This window comes from Mesorhizobium sp. WSM4808 (assembly GCF_055811675.1).
Window position 1 is genome coordinate 326,663 of record NZ_JBVVQX010000003.1, and the last position, 16,009, is coordinate 342,671.

Annotated in this window: 14 protein-coding genes; 10 read left to right on the forward strand and 4 right to left on the reverse strand. The window is 62.8% G+C overall.

Annotated features, from left to right (window positions below; translation table 11 throughout):
* Nucleotides 1-5: 5 nt before the first annotated feature.
* Nucleotides 6-947 (forward strand): heme-dependent oxidative N-demethylase family protein, encoded by a 942-nt coding sequence (locus AC0L2U_RS06875; RefSeq protein ID WP_473601615.1) that lies wholly within the window; start codon nucleotides 6-8, stop codon nucleotides 945-947.
* On the opposite strand, the gene AC0L2U_RS06880 is transcribed toward AC0L2U_RS06875, so the two are convergent.
* Together AC0L2U_RS06880 and AC0L2U_RS06885 are read right to left on the reverse strand one after the other, a co-directional pair.
* Complete coding sequence (locus AC0L2U_RS06880; protein WP_127268297.1) at nucleotides 944-1,387, reverse strand: hypothetical protein; 444 nt, start codon at nucleotides 1,385-1,387, stop codon at nucleotides 944-946. The genes AC0L2U_RS06875 and AC0L2U_RS06880 overlap by 4 nt on opposite strands.
* A gap of 127 nt (nucleotides 1,388-1,514) precedes the next feature.
* Nucleotides 1,515-1,844, reverse strand: coding sequence for a MoaF-related domain-containing protein (locus AC0L2U_RS06885; protein ID WP_127396832.1), 330 nt, complete (start codon nucleotides 1,842-1,844; stop codon nucleotides 1,515-1,517).
* A 209-nt stretch (nucleotides 1,845-2,053) separates the two neighbouring features.
* Between AC0L2U_RS06885 and AC0L2U_RS06890 the strand changes: the two genes are divergently transcribed.
* The 8 genes from AC0L2U_RS06890 (at nucleotide 2,054) to AC0L2U_RS06925 (ending at nucleotide 11,688) form a co-directional block, all read left to right on the forward strand.
* Nucleotides 2,054-3,085: a LacI family DNA-binding transcriptional regulator gene (locus AC0L2U_RS06890; RefSeq protein WP_164873793.1), complete on the forward strand. Its 1,032-nt coding sequence runs from the start codon at nucleotides 2,054-2,056 to the stop codon at nucleotides 3,083-3,085.
* A gap of 231 nt (nucleotides 3,086-3,316) precedes the next feature.
* Nucleotides 3,317-4,762, forward strand: coding sequence for a homospermidine synthase (locus AC0L2U_RS06895; RefSeq protein ID WP_127272620.1), 1,446 nt, complete (start codon nucleotides 3,317-3,319; stop codon nucleotides 4,760-4,762).
* A 183-nt stretch (nucleotides 4,763-4,945) separates the two neighbouring features.
* On the forward strand, nucleotides 4,946-5,323 hold the full coding sequence (gene omp10, locus AC0L2U_RS06900; protein ID WP_127259982.1) for an outer membrane lipoprotein Omp10: 378 nt from the start codon (nucleotides 4,946-4,948) through the stop codon (nucleotides 5,321-5,323).
* Nucleotides 5,324-5,510: 187 nt separating this feature from the next.
* Nucleotides 5,511-7,583 carry a 5'-nucleotidase C-terminal domain-containing protein gene (locus AC0L2U_RS06905; RefSeq protein WP_473601616.1) on the forward strand — a complete coding sequence of 691 codons (2,073 nt, stop codon included), beginning with the start codon at nucleotides 5,511-5,513 and terminating at the stop codon, nucleotides 7,581-7,583.
* A gap of 235 nt (nucleotides 7,584-7,818) precedes the next feature.
* Nucleotides 7,819-8,883, forward strand: coding sequence for a ferrochelatase (hemH, locus tag AC0L2U_RS06910; RefSeq protein ID WP_128288442.1), 1,065 nt, complete (start codon nucleotides 7,819-7,821; stop codon nucleotides 8,881-8,883).
* A gap of 51 nt (nucleotides 8,884-8,934) precedes the next feature.
* On the forward strand, nucleotides 8,935-10,140 hold the full coding sequence (locus AC0L2U_RS06915) for an NAD(P)/FAD-dependent oxidoreductase (protein WP_128288443.1): 1,206 nt from the start codon (nucleotides 8,935-8,937) through the stop codon (nucleotides 10,138-10,140).
* Nucleotides 10,141-10,261: 121 nt separating this feature from the next.
* Complete coding sequence (locus tag AC0L2U_RS06920) at nucleotides 10,262-11,212, forward strand: SPFH domain-containing protein (protein WP_127809389.1); 951 nt, start codon at nucleotides 10,262-10,264, stop codon at nucleotides 11,210-11,212.
* An 11-nt stretch (nucleotides 11,213-11,223) separates the two neighbouring features.
* On the forward strand, nucleotides 11,224-11,688 hold the full coding sequence (locus tag AC0L2U_RS06925; RefSeq protein ID WP_023810067.1) for an NfeD family protein: 465 nt from the start codon (nucleotides 11,224-11,226) through the stop codon (nucleotides 11,686-11,688).
* A gap of 166 nt (nucleotides 11,689-11,854) precedes the next feature.
* Here AC0L2U_RS06925 and AC0L2U_RS06930 read toward each other — a convergent pair whose 3' ends face one another.
* Nucleotides 11,855-12,856 carry a KpsF/GutQ family sugar-phosphate isomerase gene (locus AC0L2U_RS06930; protein WP_127272680.1) on the reverse strand — a complete coding sequence of 334 codons (1,002 nt, stop codon included), beginning with the start codon at nucleotides 12,854-12,856 and terminating at the stop codon, nucleotides 11,855-11,857.
* 249 nt (nucleotides 12,857-13,105) lie between these two features.
* Between AC0L2U_RS06930 and AC0L2U_RS06935 the strand changes: the two genes are divergently transcribed.
* A complete protein-coding gene (locus AC0L2U_RS06935; protein WP_164873792.1) occupies nucleotides 13,106-14,896 on the forward strand; it encodes an outer membrane beta-barrel protein in 1,791 nt (596 codons plus the stop codon).
* A 71-nt stretch (nucleotides 14,897-14,967) separates the two neighbouring features.
* On the opposite strand, the gene galU is transcribed toward AC0L2U_RS06935, so the two are convergent.
* Nucleotides 14,968-15,873 (reverse strand): UTP--glucose-1-phosphate uridylyltransferase GalU, encoded by a 906-nt coding sequence (gene galU / locus AC0L2U_RS06940; protein WP_127270261.1) that lies wholly within the window; start codon nucleotides 15,871-15,873, stop codon nucleotides 14,968-14,970.
* Nucleotides 15,874-16,009 lie beyond the last annotated feature (136 nt).

Genomic DNA, 16,009 nt, shown 5'->3' on the forward strand with positions numbered 1-16,009 from the left:
CGACTGTGCCCACTCACACACCCCCAGAGCATACGCTCCCCACCCACACGCCCTATGACGGCTCGTCGAAACTGTTCAGTATCGGGCTGAAGCCGCTCGATCCGGCGGACTGGATCGAGATCGACGGCCATCTGCTGCCGTATCTCGCCGAAAAGCACCGGCTCTATGCCGAAATCCCAGAGCGCGTTTTCGTCGAGGAGGACGGCACGCGCGATGCCCAGCAGGAAGTGCTCGACTTGCTCGCTGCGCATCTCCTGGAGAGGTTCCCCGAAACCCATCGGCTCGGCGGATCAGGCATCGAGGTGGTGGGCGCGGCGAGCCGTCTGCCTGCGGCCCTCGCCGAGGCGCCGCTGGCCAGGGCCTCACTGCTCGTCCAGGAAGACCTCAACCTGATGCGCCGTGGCGACAGCGGCTGGCGGCTGGTTGCCGGCTCGCTCTGCTTTCCCTCGTCCTGGTCGCTCCTGGAAAAATTCGGCAAGCCGCTGCAGGACATCCACGCGCCGGTGCCGGGTTTCGGCCCGGGCACGCGTCCGGCGGAACTCATCAACCGGATGTTCGATGGCCTCCAGGGGCAGGCGGTCGAGCGCTACAACTGGTCGATCCAGTCCGACAACGCGCTCTACCATCCGCTCTCCGACCTGCAGCGCATCGACCGCGCCACCAACCGGCCGTCGCGCTTTCCCGATGGCGACATCGACGCCCATGCGTTCATCCGCGTCGAGCGGCAGACCCTGCGCAAACTGCCTGTTTCACGCGATATCCTGTTCACCATCCGCATCCATCTCGACCCGCTCGCCGTGCTGGCCAGGCACCCTGATCGGGCGAAGCTCGCGGCGTCTTTCGCCGCCCAGCTCGAAGCTCTCGATCTCGCCCAGCTCGATTACAAGGGCCTGACCGCAGACCGCGATCGGCTGGTCGACCGGCTCGGGGGGCTGGCGCTGTCCTAAATCGCGGCCAAGCCCAGCAGCAGGATCGCGGACATCGCGGTAAAGACGGTGACGTTGACATCCCACCGCCAACCCGCCGGTCCGAACGGCGGTCGGAATGGCAGGTAGCCGTTCTCGTCGTAGAGCACGCCGCCATAGATCGGTCGTGAGAGCATGGCCACGAAGAACGCTCCATACATGGCCACGCCCAATCCCCCGGCGAGATAGAGCCGCTCGGCTTGGAGTGGGCCTCCAATCCAGATAAGCCCCAGCGCAATCAGCGCGACTCCGGTATAGCTCAGCACCTGCCAAACGACGTGAAACCGGGCGTGCGGAGTCCACAGCGGATTGGTGGCGTGGGTGGCGTTGAGGTCGGCTTTGATCGTCACCACACCGTAACCCACGGTCGCGACGCTCAGCAGAATTCGGGCAAGCAGATGACTGTCGTAAGCGAGTTCCATCGCACTTTCCTCCTTCACTAGGGAAATCGATGACGGCAATTCAGCAGATCGTAATCCGAAGTACTTCACCTAGGAAACAGCAGTATGCCGGTCGATGCCGCACTTTGCCGGCCCCGACGCGGGAGCGTCACGCAGGCGACACGGCTTGAATGGCGCCTTGGGCACAGAAGAGCTGCCCGTCGGCCAGCCGCGCATAGTTGTGGACGATCCCTTTCTCATGATCCTGCAACTGCACGATGAAGTTGCCGCTCTGCTCCGTCCAGCTCATGAGCACGAGGTTCGGGCGTACGCTGGTCATGTCGATCTTGACCACCTCGTCAATTTTGGTGGCTCCGATCGACGCCTGCACATGTAGTTCGTCCGGCGAGAAAAACGTCAGCCGGGGTACGAACGGGCCGAAAACGCAGTCGAAAGTCTTACCGACAAGCGAGGCGGGAAAAACATTGTTTTCTGCCATAACACCCTCCCTGGGCGTGGCCGTTGCGACCAAGCCATTTGACGATCTTCGATGTTTCAGTCGCGAAAATGCCAGATACGCTTACTTGGAGCGCTCCAAGTGATACGATCCGCCCTTTCCACTTTCGAGTCAACAAAATTCTTGGAGCGCTCCAAAAAATGGTCTAACTGAAGGGAAATGGGTGGATCGCAATGCCAACGCTAGCCGACGTGGGCAAGGCTGCCGGTGTCTCCCGGGGCACTGTTTCCAACGTCTTCAACCGGCCGGAACTGGTCAGGCCTGAGTTGCGCCAACGTGTCGAAGCGGCTGCGCGAGCGCTTGGATTTGGCGGCCCCGATCCAAAGGGTCGATTGCTGCGGGATGGCAAGTTCAATGCCATCGGGTTCATGCCACCTGGCGCCTACGCCATCGCCGAGGTGATGAGAAGTCCCTATGGCCGCGAGCTGGTGCTGGGCGTTTCGCTCGCCTGCGACGAGGCCGGAACGACGCTCAGCCTTGTAAACGGCACCGATAATACCCGCTTCGCCAGCATCCGCGAGGCCCTCGTTGACGGCTTCATCCTTGGTCACAGCGGGGACATCGGTCTCATAACATCGGCACAACGGCGGCGCCTGCCCTTCGTCATTCTCGAAAGCGACGCAGGTCCCGACATCAATTCGATAAAGATCGACGGCAGGAGGGGCGCGGTCGCTGCCGTCCGGCATCTGACTGGGCTGGGACACCGACATTTTGCCATCCTGTCTATACGGAGAACTCCAGGCCCTCCGATCGTGCACATGCCCGGACAGGCAAAGCGCCCGCTTCTAGCCGGCTTCTCGCTCGACAACGAGAGGCTCGACGGCTTCAAACAGGGCTTGGCGGAGGCGAACCTATCGATCGACGATGTCCCGATTATCGAGACGACGCCCGGCGATCCATCTGCTGGAGCGGTGGTGTTCGACAATGTGCCTGAAGCAACCGCGATCCTGACCATGTCGGATTGGCAGGCGATCACAATACTCGACGAGGCGGTTTGTCGCGGCATAGAGGTGCCGGGCCACGTGTCGGTCATTGGCTTCGATGGCACTGCTGAATCCGCGCGCACCACACCTCCGCTGACGACTGTCGCGCAAGACGTGATCGGAAAAGGCAGGCTCGCCGCCCGCATGGTTCTTGACAACCAACCGCCCCGCCAAGTCGTTCTGCCCGTGGAGTTGGTGGTTCGGGCGTCCACAGCTGCGCCGAGGGCAAAAATCCGTTGAACGGACGGGGCACGTCGCTTGCGCTTGGCAAATGAGCTAACTTTGGTTCGGGTAGAGCCATTCATCCACGGTTTCAGCCTTAACCACGTAGCCAACGCAGCTAGCCGCTGGTTGGCGCTTTTCGCTGGTTTGTGACAATGATCTGTGATGTAGCGCATGGCCGCCGGGCAAAAATCCCCGGCTTGCGCATGTTTTCCCAGTTTCCTGGGTTTTGAAGGAGTGCTCGATAAAATGGCGAATGAAAACTGGCCCGTTTACGGTGAGATCAGCGGCCCTGTCGTGATGATCGGCTTCGGCTCGATCGGCCGGGGAACGCTGCCACTGATCGAACGCCATTTCCAGTTCGACAAGTCGCGCATGACGGTCATCGACCCGCGCGACACCGACCGCAAGCTGCTCGACGAGCGCGGCATCGCCTTCGTCCAGGAAGCGGTGACCGAGAAGAACTACAAGAAGCTCTTGACCCCGCTTCTGACCAATGGCGGCGGCCAGGGCTTTTGCATCAACCTGTCGGTCGATACCGGCTCGGTGGATCTGATGCGGCTCTGCCGCAAGCTCGGTGTGCTCTACATCGACACCGTCGTCGAGCCGTGGCTCGGCTTCTATTTCGACGCCAAGGCGGACAACGCCAGCCGCACCAATTACGCGTTGCGCGAGTCGCTGCTCAAGGAAAAGCACGACAAGCCCGGCGGCGCCACGGCGGTCTCCACCTGCGGCGCCAATCCAGGCATGGTCTCGTGGTTCGTCAAGCAGGCGTTGGTCAATCTCGCCACCGATCTTGGCCTGGAGTTCTCGGAGCCCGCGCAGGACGACCGCGAGGGCTGGGCCAAGCTGATGAAGAAGGCCGGCGTCAAGGGCATCCACATCGCCGAACGCGACACCCAGCGCGCCAAGAAGCCGAAACCGATGGATGTGTTCTGGAACACCTGGTCGGTCGAAGGCTTCATCTCCGAGGGCCTGCAGCCCGCGGAACTTGGCTGGGGCACACACGAGACATGGATGCCGAAGAACGCCAAGAAGCACAAGCACGGCTCGAAGGCAGCCATCTATCTGGAGCAGCCGGGCGCCAACACGCGCGTGCGCTCGTGGTGTCCGACTCCCGGCGCGCAATACGGCCTGCTGGTGACGCATAATGAGGCGATCTCGATCGCCGATTTCTTCACCGTGCGTTCGAAGAAGGGCAAGGTCCAGTACCGCCCGACCTGCCACTATGCCTATCATCCCTGCAACGACGCGATGCTGTCGCTCGACGAGATGTTCGGCGCCGCCGGCAAGCCTCAGCCGGTGCATCATGTGCTCGACGAGAACGAGTTGATCGACGGCGTCGACGAACTCGGCGTGCTGCTCTACGGCCACGACAAGAATGCCTACTGGTACGGCTCGCAACTGTCGCTCGCCGAGGCGCGCAAGCTGGCGCCCTACCAGAACGCCACCGGCATGCAGGTCACCTCGGCGGTGCTCTCGGGCATGGTCTGGGCGCTGGAAAACCCCGAGGCCGGCATCGTCGAAGCCGACGAGATGGACTACAGGCGGTGCCTGGAAGTGCAGTCCCAGTATCTCGGACCGGTCAAAGGCTACTACACCGACTGGACGCCGCTCGATAACCGCCCCGGCCTGTTCCCGGAAGACCTCGACCGGAACGACCCGTGGCAGTTCCGCAACATCCTTGTGCGATAGCAGCACCGCCTACCTGCCTCACCGCCTTGCAATCGCCCGGAAATCGGGCGATTGAAGGGATGCGGACCACAACGACACGCATTCATCTGGACGCATGTCGCTCTGGAAACTTGGATCCACGCCTCGTGCTTGTCGAAAATCGATTCCGATTTTCGGGCCGATGCGAGAGGAGAGGATTTTCACATGATCATTGCGCGCAAAATTCTTTCGATGAGCGTGGCGGGCGCCATTGCGACGATGCTCGCCGCCTGTGCGACCAGCGGCCCTGATGAACCGCCGATGGCAGCGGCGCCGAAAGGCGTCGAGGGCTCCTGGATCGACGCCAAGGGCACCGGCCTGTCGACCTTCGCCGGCGGTACCTTCACGACGGTCGCCACCGACACCGGCCAGAAGCTTGCCGACGGCAGCTACACGATGACCGGCGCCACATCGGTGCAGATCAACGGCACCTCGCTGATCCGCCAGACCGCGGTCAGCTTCAACTGCCTGATGGTATCGACAAGCCAGCTCAACTGCACGAGTTCCAGCGGTCAGAATTTCGTGCTGACAAGGCGCGTCTGAGCCCGCGACCATTCGTTTCCAAGGACGGCGGCCGGTTGGCCGCCGTCCTTTTTTATGCCGGCAAAGGGGTCCCGGATTCCGCTTGCGTCATCGGGAACGCGATGGGAACATGGCCGAAGCGCCGGCTGTTATGTTCCAGTCAAGCAAGAGCGCTAATGGCCTCTGATCGGCTTTCCGGGAGACGAAGATGAAGAAGCTTGCCGCCATTGCAGCCCTGTCAGCCTCAGCACTCGGTCTGTCGGCCGGCGCGTCCTTTGCCGACTACACGCTGAACATCCTGCATATCAACGACTGGCACAGCCGCATCGAAGGCAACAACAAATATGAATCGACCTGCTCGGCGGACGAGGAAACCAAGGGCGAGTGCATCGGTGGCGCGGGCCGGCTGATCACCGCGATCGCCCAGGAGCGCAAGAAGCTGCAAGGCCAGAACGTGCTGCTGCTCAGCGCAGGCGACAATTTCCAGGGCTCACTGTTCTACTCCACTTACAAGGGCAAGGTCGAAGGCGAATTCCTCAACGACATGAAGTTCGATGCCATGGCGCTCGGCAACCATGAATTCGACGACGGCGAAGTGGCCTTGGCGCCGTTCCTCGACATGATCAAGTTCCCGGTGCTCGGCGCCAATGTGAAGGCCAACGCGCAATCCAAGCTCGGCGACCGAGTCAAGCCATCTGTTGTCGTCGAGGTCGGCGGCCAGAAGATCGGCATCATCGGCGCGATCACCAACGACACGCCGGACCTCGCTTCCCCCGGACCCAACGTCGCAATAGAGGACGACGTCAAGTCGATCACCGCCGAAGTCGAGAAGCTCAAGGGCGAAGGCGTCAACAAGATCATCGCCGTGACCCATATCGGCTACAGGCGCGAGCGTGACGTCATTGCCAAGATCCCGGGCGTCGATGTCGTCGTCGGCGGCCACAGCCATTCGCTGCTGTCGAACACCGATCCGAAGGCGGAGGGCCCCTACCCGACGATGGTCGACAATCCGGACGGCTACAAGGTGCCGGTGGTGCAGGCGGCGTCCTATTCGAAATATCTCGGCGAGTTCAAGGTGGTTTTCGACGACAATGGAGTCGTCAAATCGGCCAGCGGCAACCCGATCTATCTCGACAAGTCGATCACCCCCGACCCGGCCGTGCTCGCCCGTATCAAGGAGCTTGGCGCGCCGATCGAGGCGTTGAAGAACAAGGAAGTGGCGGAAACCACCGACGTCATCGACGGCAGTCGCGAGAGCTGCCGCACCCGCGAATGCGCGATGGGCAATCTCGTCTCCGACGCCATCCTCGACCGCGTCAAGGGACAGGGCGTCGAGATCGTCATCTCCAATGGCGGCGGCCTGCGCGCCTCGATCGACAAGGGCACCGTGACCATGGGCGAGGTGCTGACCGTGCTGCCGTTCCAGAACACGCTGGCGACCTTCCAGATTTCGGGCAAGGATCTGGTGGCCGGCCTCGAGGGCGGCCTCAGCCAGGTCGAGGACGGCGCCGGGCGCTTCCCCCAGGTCGCCGGCCTGAAATATTCCTTCGACAAATCCGTTGCGCCCAATGCCGGCCGGGTCAAATCGGTGGAGGTCATGGAGGGCGGCGCCTGGACGCCGATCAAGCCGGACAAGGACTATCTGGTCGCCACCAACAACTATGTCCGCCAGGGCGGCGACGGCTACAAGATCTTCGCCGACAAGGCCAAGAATGCCTACGATTACGGCCCCGGCCTCGAACAGGTGGTCGCCGACTATCTCGGCGCCCATCGTCCCTACACGCCGAAGCTCGACGGCCGCATCACCGAAATAGCCGCGACCGTCGCCGCGGCGCCTGCGGCCCCGGCAGCCGATCCGGCCAAGCCAGCCGAAGCAGCGCCGGCCACGCCGGCGCCCGCACCGGCTGAAGCCGCCAAGCCTGCCGATGCGGCACCGGCAATGCCCGAATTGCCGGCCAACTCGGGCGACATCGCCAACACGCCCCCGGCCATATCGACAGAGGGAGCGCCACCCCCGCCGCCGCCACCGGCAGAGGCGGCAAAACCGGCTGAAGCAGCCCCCGCCCCGGCGGCACCGGCTCCCGCCGCCGAGCCGGCAAAGCCAGCGGAGGCCGCACCGGCCGAAGCCAGCCATGTCATCGTTGCCGGCGACACTTATTGGGATCTGGCCAAGAAGGCCTATGGCGACGGTGCCAAATGGAAGGTCATTTCGGGCGCCAACAAGGGTTATGAGCCGCGCCGGCTTCCTGTTGGCGCAACGCTGACCATCCCGCCGCAATAGCCCCGCTATATGCCTGAATGACACCGCCCGTCCGAAAACCGGACGGGCGTCCTGTTTTCGGGCTAATGCATGTCGCCCCAAAGTGACCTCGGTTTTCGGAGAACGAGGTGCATAAAAACAAAGGCTTAAAGCGGGTCGTCTGAATCCATTCAGACAATCCGCTTTAAGGTGCGGCCAGACGCTGCATTGAATGCGCGCGCAAGATGGTTAGGTTCGCGTCTTCCGGAGAACCCTTATGACGCTTCCCACCCCTGCCGAACCCAAGGCCGCAAAGGCGCCCGGCCCGTTGCCCGCTGGGCATCCGCCGGTCAAGGCGGGCAAGATCGGCGTCATGCTGGTCAATCTGGGTACGCCCGACGGCACCGATTTCAAGCCGATGTGGCGGTATCTCCGTGAATTCCTGTCCGACCCGCGCGTCATTGAGCTCAACAGGGCGATCTGGTATCCGATCCTCTATGGCCTTGTGCTCACCACGCGGCCCAAGAAGTCGGGCGCCAACTACGCACGGATCTGGAACCGGGAAAAGAACGAGTCGCCGCTGCGCACCTATACCCGCGCCCAGGCCGAAAAGCTGGCCGAAGCGCTGAGCGACCTGCCTGATGTCGTCGTCGACTGGGCAATGCGCTATGGCAACCCTTCAACCGCCAGCATTGCCCAGCGTCTGGTCGACCAGGGCTGCGACCGCATTCTTTCCTTCCCGCTCTATCCGCAATATTCGGCGACGACCACGGCAACCGCCAACGACCAGCTGTTTCGCGCGCTGATGAAGATGCGCCGCGCACCGGCCGTCCGCAGCGTGCCGCCCTACTATGACGAGCCGGTCTACATCGAGGCGCTAGCGCGCTCGATCGAACGGCATCTGGCGACGCTGGACTTCGAGCCGGAGGTGGTCATCACCTCCTATCACGGCATTCCAAAACCGTATTTCGAGAAGGGCGACCCCTATCATTGCCATTGCCAGAAGACGACGCGGCTGTTGCGCGAACGGCTCGGCTGGGATGACAAGAAACTGATCATCACCTTCCAGTCACGCTTCGGCGCGCAGGAATGGCTGCAGCCCTACACCGACAAGACGGTGGAAAAACTCGCGCAGGACGGCGTCAAGTCGATCGCTATCGTCAATCCCGGCTTTTCCGTCGACTGCATCGAGACGCTGGACGAGATCGGCCGCGAGGCGGCTGAAACCTTCCACCATGCCGGCGGCAAGAATTTCGCCCATATCCCTTGCCTCAACGATAGCGCGGAAGGGATGGCGGTGATCGAGGCGATGGTGCGGCGCGAACTGTCCGGCTGGGTCTGAACCGGAACAACACAAGCTCCGGGGCGTTAAGCCGCGCCTCCGGAGAATGCGATGCCCCGCAAACTCGACCTCCGAACTGGCCAGCCCGTCTGGTCGGCCTATCGCGCGCCTGCGGTGCCGACGGACGGCCTGGACGTCAACACGGATGTGCTGGTCGTCGGTATGGGCATCAGCGGCGCCATGATGGCCGAGGCGCTGACGGCCGATGGCCATCGGGTGATCTGCATCGACCGGCGCGGCCCGCTGAAGGGCTCGACGGCCGCAACCACCGCACTGGTGGCATTCGAAATAGACCAGCCTCTCTCCACGCTCTCGAAGATGGTCGGCAGAGCTTCGGCCCAGCAGGCCTGGCGACGCTCGCGGCTCGCCGTTTCCAATCTCGCCGGACGCATTGCCGAACTCGGCATCAACTGTGGCCTGAGCCGCATGCCGTCACTCTATCTGGCCGGCACGATGCTTGGTCCGCCGGAACTGCGCGACGAGGCCGAGGCACGTCGTCTAGCCGGCATCGGCGCCATCTGCTTAACCCGACAACAGCTAGCCGAGAAATTCGGCATCGACCGCGAAGGCGCCATTCTCGGCCACGGCAATATCGCCCTCGACCCACGCAAGCTGACGGCTGGGCTGCTGCTGAAATCCGTGGAGCGCAAGGCACGCTTCTATGTCCCCGTCGAAGCCACAATGATCGAGGACGGCGCCGAAGCTGTTGTCGTCGCGACCAGGGATGGCCCGACCATAACCGCACGACATGTTGTTCTGGCCACCGGCTACGAACTTGTCGACATCGTGCCGGCCACCGCCCACCGGATCATCTCGACATGGGCGATTGCGACACGCCCGCAACCGCGAAAGCTCTGGCCGGACGCAGCGTTCATCTGGGAAGCGTCGGAGCCGTATCTGTATATGCGCACGACGGTCGACGGCCGGGTCATTTGCGGCGGCGAGGACGAGGATTTTATCGACGAAGCGCGGCGCGACGCGCTGATCGCCGACAAGAGCACACGCATCGCCGAGAAACTCGGCCTGATATTTCCGCATCTCGACACTAGGCCCGATTTTGCCTGGACCGGCTCGTTCGGCACCACGACCACCGGCCTGCCCTATATCGGCGCCATTCCCCGCCACCCGCGCATCCATGCGGTGCTGGGCTACGGCGGCAACGGCATCACCTTCTCGCAGGTCGCTTCCGAGATTGTCCCGGCTTCGATCAACGGGCTGGACGACACGGATGCAAGGCTGTTTGCCTTCAACCGCTGAGTGCAACCCTATAAACAATCCATCATCACCTGATTGTAACGCATCTGAAATACACTTAAGTCTTTGGTGAAGTCGGCGGCGCGAGAATGGCTTGTGCGGCCTTCGTCTGAGGGAGAGCCAAATGGATTTCAGTGGTTTCGATATTGCGGTTGGTGCACTTGCACTTCTGGTATTGGTGCTGCTGATCAAAGGCATCAGGACAATCCCGCAAGGTTACAATTATACGGTGGAGCGCTTTGGCCGTTACACCAAGACACTGAGCCCAGGCCTCAATTTCATTTTCCCGTTCATCGACCGTATCGGCGCCAAGATGAACATGATGGAGCAGGTGCTTGACGTTCCGAGCCAGGAAATCATCACCCGCGACAACGCCATTGTCGGTGTCGACGGCATCGCCTTTTTCCAGATCCTCAACGCGGCGCAGGCCGCCTACCAGGTTTCCGGCCTGCAGAACGCCATCCTCAATCTGACGATGACCAACATCCGTACCGTCATGGGTTCGATGGATCTCGATGAACTCCTGTCGAACCGCGACGCCATCAACGAGCGCCTGCTGCGTGTCGTCGATGAGGCAGCCCACCCGTGGGGCATCAAGATCACCCGCGTCGAAATCAAGGACATCAACCCGCCGGCCAACCTTATCGAATCGATGGGCCGGCAGATGACCGCGGAACGCAACAAGCGTGCCCAGATCCTTGCCGCCGAAGGCCTCAAGCAGTCGCAGATCCTCGAGGCCGAGGGCCGCAAGGAAGCCGCCTTCCGCGATGCCGAGGCGCGCGAACGTTCGGCCGAGGCGGAAGCCCGCGCCACCCAGGTGGTGTCGGAAGCGATCTCCAAAGGCGATGTGCAGGCGCTGAACTACTTCGTGGCGCTGAAATACACTGAAGCGCTTGGCAGGATCGGCACGGCCACCAACAGCAAGATCGTGCTGATGCCCTTCGAGGCGTCGTCGCTGATCGGCTCGCTCGGCGGCATCGGCGAGATCGCCAAGGAAGTCTTCCGCAGCGAAGGCACGACCGGCTCGCAGAGGCAGGCCGCGCGCCCGCCGGTCGTTCGCCCAACCGACAACTGAGGTCGAAACCAATGATCGACCGCATCGTTTCCGAACTCGGCCCGTGGAACTGGATGGTTCTCGGCTTCGTCCTGCTGGTGATGGAAATCATCGCGCCGGGTATCTTCATGCTGTGGATCGGCATCGCCGCGCTGATCATCGGCGCTGTGTCGCTGCTGATCTGGGACGCCGGCTTCTGGACCTGGCAGGTCCAGGTCCTCGCCTTCCTGGCGCTGTCGCTGGTCTCGGCCTATGTCGGCAAGAAACTGGTCGGCAGCCGCAACGACCCGACCGACCAGCCGCTGCTCAACCGGCGCGGCGCGCAAATGGTCGGCAGGATGGCGACACTTGCCGAGCCGATCCGTGACGGGCGCGGGCGCATCAAGCTGGGCGATACGCTGTGGCGTGTCTCCGGCCCGGATTTGCCGGCCGGCACGCAAGTGCGCGTGACGGGCGCGGCCGACACGGATCTGGAACTGACCGTCGAGGCGGTCTGAATTCTTGAAACCCACCGCTTGGACAAGGTGTGTTGAGATTCAGGTCAGGCCGAGTCGAAAACGGTGGGTTCCGAGAACCGGAGCGGAGCGTACTTTGGGTACGTGAGCACCGGAAGCGCAGGAAACCGTCGTTTGCAGGCCGGCATCACCTTAAGATCAGCACACCCTAGGCGGCGCCGATACGCAGCAGGTCGTGCAGGTGGATGAGGCCGACTGGTTTCCGGCCCTCCACCACCATCAGGCTGGTGATGGCTGAATTGTTGATCGTCTGCAGCGCCGTTGCGACCAGCGTGTCCGGCGTCGCGGTCTTCGGGCCTTTTGTCATCACCTGATCCACCGTCATCGCCAGCAGGTTGCTGCCGATGTGCCGGCGGATGTCGCCATCGGTGATGATGCCGACCAGCGCACCGTCTGCGTCGGTGATCGCGACGCAGCCAAATCCCTTGCGTGACAGTTCCAGGATCGCGTCATGCATGCCGGTGCCCGCAACCACCAGCGGCAGCCTGTCGCCGACATGCATGATCTCGCGGATCTGCGTCAGGTTGGCGCCGAGCTGGCCGCCCGGGTGAAAGGTGCGGAAATGATCCGGCGTGAAGCCGCGTGCTTCGAGCAGCGCGATCGCCAGCGCGTCGCCCATCACCAGTTGCAGCAGCGTCGATGTCGTCGGCGCCAAGCCGTGCGGGCAGGCTTCAGGCGCGCGCGGCAGCAACAGCACCACGTCCGCCGCCCGCGCCAGCGCCGATGTCTCTCCGGCGGTGATGGCGATCAGCGGGATGGAGAAGCGCCTGGAATAGGCGACGATGCCCATCAGTTCCTTGCTTTCGCCCGACCACGACATGGCGATGATGGCGTCGTCCCTGGCGATCATCCCGAGATCGCCGTGGTTGGCTTCTGCGGGATGGACAAAGAAAGCCGGCGTGCCGGTCGAGGCCAGCGTCGCCGCGATCTTCGAACCGATATGGCCGCTTTTGCCGACACCGGTGACGATGAGCCGGCCTTCAATCCCGGAGATCATCTCGACCGCCTGCGCGAAAGGCGCGGCCAATCCGTTCTCCAAGGCCTCGGCAAGGGCTGCAACCCCAGCCTGTTCGGTTGCCACCGTCCTCAGCGCCGAAGCGATCGAGGCTTGCCTGTCCGAAGGCTTCTTATCCAGGGATCCCGCATGCATGGCTGATGCGATTAGCGCTTTGCCGGCGCGCTGTCCAACAGAAATGGCCCAAGGCATGTTGCCCGAACGTGCGCGGTGGTTTTGACGACGGCAGGCGCGAAAATCAAAAGCTTAACGCAGGCGGTATGAATCCCTTTGGAAATCAGCGCTTCAGCTGGTTGACGGGCCGCCGCCTCAACCCTCCGTTAACCATCCCCATTTACGGTTCGGTAAGTATGGCGCGCGTGCGCCGCGCAAGCAGTGGTGGCGATGTCCGGGGCCCAGCCAGAAAATTCGACAGGAAGAAAGGGCAAGGCTGTCTGCGCCTTGCTGCTGGCAACCAGCATGTTTGCCTTGCTGCGCCCGACTGCGCTCCATGCCCAGGAAACCGAACTGCGCGGCGAGGTTTCGGAATCGGCGATCCTGTCCGACCAGCAGCGCAAGGCGAGACAGCTGGCCCTGGCAGCGCAGGGTCAACAGCCGGCCAATGCCGCGCAGGACAATGCGCCGGCCCGCACCTATCTGCCGGCCAGCGCCGGTGCCGTGCCAGACGACGCCGACACTGGCGACGCCACCGCGACCGGCAGCCTTTTCGACCCGCCGGCAGCCACTGACGACACGTCCGCCGACATCGCGGCGCCGCCCAAGCCTCGCCGCCGCTCATCGACCGCCGGGCAGAATGCGGCTGACCAGGCCAAGGACAAGGCTGCCGACAAGTCGAAAAAGAAAAAGAAATCGACGGCCGGCACCTCCGACATCACCGCTTCCACGACCGCCTCCACGACGGATGCCACCGAAGGTGAAGAGACAGACGAGGACACAGCCAACCGCCGCGCCCTCACCATCGACAGTGCCGACAGGCAGAAGCTCGACCCAGGCGCGGAGCGCACTGACGCCATCGAAGGCCAGAAAAAGAAGCTGGAGGATGATCCCTTTGCCGCCACCGGCGTCAAATGGGGCTCCTTCGTCATCCGGCCGACGATCGAACAGGGCCTGACCGCCACCTCGAACGGCGATTCGAGCAGTGCCGGCACGTCGGCGCTGCTGTCCGAGACGGCGCTGCGCTTTTCCGCCGCATCCGACTGGCGCGAGAACTCCGCCACGATCGACGGCTATGGCCTGTTTCGCGAGACCGTCTCCGGTTACCCGGTTCACGACGAGCAAGGGCGCATCGAAGGCCAGCTCAATGTCGACCTCGACAATGAGTTGCGCGCCATCGCCAAGCTCGGCTACGAGGCCGTGCCGGAATCGGCATCATCACCGGACGCCATTGCCGGCGTCAGCAAGCAACCGCTGCGGCAGACCATCGATGGCAGCCTCGCCGTCGAAAAGCATCTCGGCAAGATGCAGTACACGCTAACCGGCGCGGTCTCGCACGATTTTTACGGCGACGCCAAGCTCTCGGACGGCACCTCGCTGTCGCAGAAGGATCAGGACTCGACGCTCTACACCGCGACGTTGCGCACCGGCTACGAGATCTCCCCTGCCCTGACCCCGTTCACTGAAATCGAGGTCGGCCGCCGGACCTATGATCAACGCATCGACAATGAAGGCTTCGAGCGCTCGTCGACGCGGCTCGGCGCCCGCGCTGGCCTTGCACTCGACATGGGCGAGAAGCTGTCGGGCGAATTCTCGGCCGGCTGGCTCAGGGAAGCGATCGACGACAAAAACCTTGATGCAATCTCCGGTGCCACCGTCAACGCCGACCTCAAATGGTCACCGGAGCGCGGCACCACGATCGGCCTGACCGGGCGGACCACCGTCGAGCCCACGACCACATCAGGCGAAAGCGGCGACATCCTCTATTCCGGTCGCCTGACCGGCGAACGCCAGATTCGCGCCAACCTCACCGCCAATGCGGCTCTGGGCCTCGACTGGCGTGATTACATCGGCATCGATGGCCATGACAGGGTGTTGAGCGCCGAGGCCGGACTGACCTGGTGGCTGAACCGCTACGCCGGCCTCACCACAAGGGTAAGGACCGAGAAGCTGACCAGCAATCTGCCGGGCCGGGACTACACCGCCAACAGCATCTTCCTCGGCGTGAAAGTGCAGCGCTGAGGGCTTGCGTGCCAAACGTGCGTTGAGATCAGACCGGCCCTTCCGCGGACCGGCTGAACATCGACATCGACTTAAGATGCGGCGCCGCGGCGCTCGGATGGCTTCATCTCATCGAGAAGCGTGCGGATCACACCGGCCATGTTCTCGTTCATGTCGCTGCGCCACAGCGCGAAGGCGACGTTGGCCTCGACGAAGCCTTCCGGCGATCCGCAGTCGAACGTGCGGCCTCGATAGTGGTAGCCGTAGAAAGGCTGCTGCTTTTCCAGCTTCAGCATGGCGTCGGTGAGTTGGATCTCGTTGCCGGCGCCTTTTTCCTGGCCTTCAAGGATCTTGAAGATCTCCGGCTGCAGGATGTAGCGGCCGTTGATGTAAAGATTGGACGGCGCGGTGCCGGCCTTCGGCTTTTCCACCATCTCGGTGATGCGGAAACCGTGATGCGTGTCCTCGCCGCGGCCGACGATGCCGTATTTGTGGGTTTCGGCGGGAGCGCATTCCTGCACCGCGATGATGTTGTTGCCGGTCTCCTCGTAGAGCTCGACCATTGCCTTCGTGCAGCTCTTCTCCGACTGCATGATCATGTCGGGCAGCAACAGCGCGAAGGGCTCGTCGCCGACGAGTTCGCGGGCGCACCAGACGGCATGGCCAAGTCCCATCGGCACCTGCTGGCGTGTGAAACTGGTCTGCCCCGGCGCCGGCTGCAGCCGTTGCAGGCGGGCGAGCTGGTCGTCCTTGCCGCGCTGGGCCAGCGTGTCATAGAGTTCGAACTGGATGTCGAAATGGTCCTCGATGACGGCCTTGTTGCGGCCGGTGACGAAGATGAAATGCTCGATGCCGGCCTCGCGTGCCTCATCCACCACATACTGGATCACCGGCCGGTCGACGACGGTCAGCATTTCCTTGGGGACAGCCTTGGTGGCCGGGAGAAACCGTGTGCCGAGACCGGCGACCGGGAAGACTGCCTTGCGAACTCTCTTCATGCTTTCAATTATCCGTTTGAGGGCCAGCTCCGCAATCCCCGTTCCAAGACATTTTCACGCCGGAATTCGGGACTACTGGGCAACTGAGAGGAATGTCCACCGGTAAAGCTTCGAAGCGTCTTTTCGTTCCCGGTGG